This window comes from Trichlorobacter sp., from assembly GCF_030247655.1.
Classification (GTDB): Bacteria; Desulfobacterota; Desulfuromonadia; order Geobacterales; family Pseudopelobacteraceae; genus Trichlorobacter.
Genome location: NZ_JAOTRZ010000297.1, coordinates 1 through 2924 on the forward strand (window position 1 = coordinate 1; position 2924 = coordinate 2924).

Here is a 2924-nt window from a genome sequence, read left to right on the forward strand (position 1 = left end):
GTTAACCTGCTTTGGTTAACTGATAATGCTGAACGTACTTCCATGAATGGCACTATGCTGCAGCATGCCAGCTTTGACGGCGCTGCCTGGAGTACACCGGTGGCCGTAGCCGATAACGGCACTGCCGATTTTAGCCCGACGTCGCTTACCTTCAGCGATGGCAGCATGGTGGCTGCCTGGGAGGATATGAAAACTACCCTGCCGGATACTGCCCAACTGGAAGATATGGCGCCGTTGATGGAGATTGCTGCAGCGGTCTATAATCCCACCACCAAGACCTGGGGAACCGCTGTTCGTCTGACCGATAACGGTAATCTTGACCGAACCCCCAAGCTGGCCGGTAAGGATGCAAGCAATCTGCTGCTGACCTGGATTTCCAACAGTCAGAATGACCTAAGCGGCAGCGCAACCAAGCCCAACAGCCTGTATGCCGCCACCTATAGCGGTACTGTCTGGAGCGCACCGCAATTGCTGGCCAGTATTCCCAATACCATCAAGCGTTATAGTGCCGTGTATGACGGTACGGTTGCCAATATTGTGCTTTCCCTTGATACAGATGGTGATACCGGCACACTGGAAGACCTTGAGCTGTACCGACTGACCAACAGCGGTGGCAGTTGGGGTAATCTGACCCGGCTTACTACCGACGCCATTATTGATGACAACCCCCAACTGGCTCTGGACAGCAGTAACAATGTGGTTATGACCTGGGTACGGGGTAATGAACTCTCCAGCGTAGTGAATTTTGATTTTGACAAACGTACCGTTATCCGCACTGAAGAGAGCTACAGCAGCACCCTGGCAGACTATAAGCAAGCTCAGGCCACAGATGGTAAGGTAGCGGTTATCTTTGCTGACAACAGCGAAGAAAGTACCTCTGACCTGTTTGGTCTGTTTTATGACCCGGTTTTCAAGGTCTGGGGTGAGCCAAAGCAATTAACCTTTGATGCTGAAACCGAGCAGTGGCCTTCTCTTGCCTTTCTGGGTGCTGATACCATCATATCGGTCTACAACCGCAAGTTGCTGATCAACCCGGATGGTACCCTCACAAGTGGAGCCTTGACTGACCTGTATATGTTGAAGCACACCATGGGTGATGATTTGGCTCTTGAGGCAGGCAGTCTGGTTTCTGACCCACGCAACCCGGCCCCTGATACTGTCGTGACCCTGAGTGCAGTTGCCCAGAACCTGGGTGACAAGGTAACCGAGAACGTGCCGGTCAGCTTTTACAACGGAGATCCGGCCAGCGGCGGTACTCTCATCAGTACAGCCACCATTGCCGGTCCATTCAAGCCGGGTGAGGTGCAGACCGTATCTGTCGCCTGGACTATCCCGGCTGGAACCGCGCCTTACACGGTGTATGCTGTCGTAGATCCAAGCTCAACCATTGATACCCTGAACCGGGCCAACAATATTATCAGCAGTCCTTTGGCCCAGCCTGATCTGACTATACAAAAAATTATCTGGGAAAAACTGGCTGCCACCACCTACAGCATGATTGTTACGGTAGCCAATATCGGCGGTACTGCCAGTACTGTCTCTACCATTAGCCTGCATAACGGCAGCAGCACCGGGCCGGTTATTACCAATCTGTCTGTTCCGGCTCTTGAACGTTTTGCCAGTGTGGACCTTGCGTATGAGTGGGACGCCTCTGCAACGGTTCAGTCATATTATACGGTTGTTGGTATTGTGGATGAAGCCAACACCATTGCTGAAAGTGATGAGTTGAATAACAGTTTTACGGTGGTGTTAGACGGCAACCAACAGGATATCAGTGTAACTCCTAATCCTTTGAGTGGCACAGCCAATGTGGGCCAACTGGCCACGTCGTTGCTTACCATTAGAAACATTGGTACCGCTGCACTGGCAGTAAGTTCTATAGGGCTGTCTGGTGCTGATGCGGCAGCTTTCAGCGTTGCGCTGTCAGGTGACAATGCCTGTGCAAGCCTTTCCCCCACCATTGAGGCCGGTCTTTCCTGCACTATCGGGGTAAGCACCACCCCCGCTGCGCTGCTAACCAGTGCTGCTACCGTAACTATCGTATCCAATGACCCTGATACACCATCGGTTGCCGTTCCGGTGAGCGTCACCGGTGTTGATAGCAGTGCCCCTGTTATCAGTGCCTTTGAGATACCGGCAACAACCAAGACCAAAACCATACCGTTTATCACTCTTACTGCAACAGACAACGTTGCCATTACCGGTTGGATGGTAACAGAAACCGGTACAGCGCCAGCAGCAGGAGATGCAGGTTGGCTGGCAACCAAGCCTACCGGCTATGCCGTTACGACAAACGGCAGTAAGACCATCTATGCCTGGGCCAAAGATGCAGTCGGCAATCTGTCTGCCCCGGTACAGGCTACTACCAGCCTACAGATACCGAATCTTACCGTAGGTATTACAGGGACTGGGTCAGTTAGCAGTTCACCTGCCGGGATTAGTTGCTCAAGTGGAACCTGTTCCAGTCTATTTGATGATACGACAACGGTAACCTTGACAGCTTCACCGGGCACTCAGGCAATCTTTACCGGGTGGAGCGGCGATTGTACAAATACTGCAGGTGACTGTTCGGTAAGCATGACAACGGATCGTTCAGTAACAGCTTCTTTTGGCCTGGCACCAAAGATAAAAATTGGCAGTAGCGGATATGCCAGCTTTGCCGATGCCTATGCAGCAGCGTCATCAACAGATACGACGTTGGTTTATCTGCTGGAGGATACACTGCCATTAAGTACACTCATTAATAAAAAGCTGATTCTGCAAGGTGGGTATTATTCAGACTTCACCAGAACCAGCAGCGGCTTTACAGCCTTGCAGGGGGCGCTAACCATAGGCAGCGGCGGTAGCGTGATTGCAGACCGGATTGTGGTGAAGTAGTCTGTACTGCTCTGGGCGTTGCCCACGTTGTGAAACACCCATCGGGT

Annotated in this window: 1 protein-coding gene; it reads left to right on the forward strand. The window is 52.2% G+C overall.

The window, feature by feature from the left end; all coding sequences use genetic code 11:
• Positions 1-2877: CARDB domain-containing protein (locus tag OEL57_RS15915; RefSeq protein ID WP_300741827.1), on the forward strand; the 2877-nt coding region annotated here is incomplete at its 5' end.
• Positions 2878-2924 lie beyond the last annotated feature (47 nt).